Annotated in this window: 1 protein-coding gene; it reads right to left on the reverse strand. The window is 72.2% G+C overall.

The features are described 5' to 3' along the window. Positions 1 to 1,095, reverse strand: a 1,095-nt coding sequence (locus AC27VN_RS41780; protein ID WP_490880559.1) for a hydantoinase B/oxoprolinase family protein, incomplete at its 3' end; no start/stop codon positions are given. Positions 1,096 to 1,259: the final 164 nt, after the last annotated feature.

Consider the following 1,259-nt stretch of genomic DNA (forward strand, 5'->3'; position numbering starts at 1 on the left):
CCGGTCGGGCCGGGCCTGCCGCAGCGCGCCGAACACGGCGTCGGGCAGCAGCTGGCCGATGACGTGGCGCGCGGTCACGGCCGCGGGATGCAGCGCATGCAGGATGCAGCCCTCGGGCGCGGCGACGCGGATCGGCGCCAGCGAGCCCGCGTTGTTGGGCACGTCGGCGCCCACCAGGCAGCGGATGCCGAAGGAGGTGTAGGCGTCGGTGTAGGCCTTGGGCACGTTGATGCCGCGCGCCACGGTGCCCGAGGTGCCGGCGAAGTCCACGTCGATGCCGTCGTCGCCGATGGTCACGGCCACCTGCAGCGTGATCGGCGCGTCGTAGCCGTCGGCCACCAGCGTGTGGTGCCAGGTGCCGCGCGGCCATTCGGCCAGCGCCTCGCGCATGGCCTGCGCCGAGCGCGCGATGACGAAGTCGCCGAGCGCCTCGAGGTCGGCCAGGCCGAACTCGCGCAGCAGGGTGCGCAGCCGCCGGCCGCCGACTTCATTGCAGGCCACCAGCGCGAACAGGTCGCCCTCGACCTGCTCGGGATCGCGCACGTTGGCGCGGATGATGGCGTGCACCGCCGGGTCGACCGTGCCGCGGCGCACGAAGCGCAGGATCGGCAGGAACAGGCCCTCGTGGTAGATCTCCAGCCCGTCGGGACTCGAGCCGATGCCGCCGATGTCGACCACGTGCAGCGTGGAAGCGAACAGCGCGACCGCGCGCCGCGCCGCGCCCTCGCCATGGAACACCGGCGTGACCATGGTCATGTCGAACAGGTGGCCGGTGCCCTTCCACGGGTCGTTGGTGAGGAACACGTCGCCGTCTTCCATGGTCTCGATCGGGAAGCGGCGCAGGAAGTGCTTGACCGACTCGGCCATCGAGTTGACGTGGCCCGGCGTGCCGGTCACGGCCTGCGCGATCATCCGGCCGTCGGGCAGGAACACGCCGGCCGACAGGTCGCCGGCCTCGCGCGTGGAAGTGCCGAAGGCGGTGCGGATCAGCGTCTGGGCCTGCTCCTCGACCACCGAGAGCAGGCGGTTCCAGGCGAGCTGGTGGCGGATCAGTTGGCGGCCGGCGGGGGCCGCGGGCTTGGGTGTGGAACTCATGCGAGGTGGTCCGAAAGTTCGGGGGCGAAGGAAGAAGAGGGAAGGGCTGCGGCGGCCGCATGGCTGACCAGCCCGGCCTTGAGGTCGCGCGCGATCAGCGCCGGATCGCGATCCGAGGGATCGCCGAGCCCGGCACCGCCGGGCGTCTCGACCACCAGCACCTC

It is taken from the genome of Variovorax sp. 20P10.2.4, assembly GCF_058244205.1.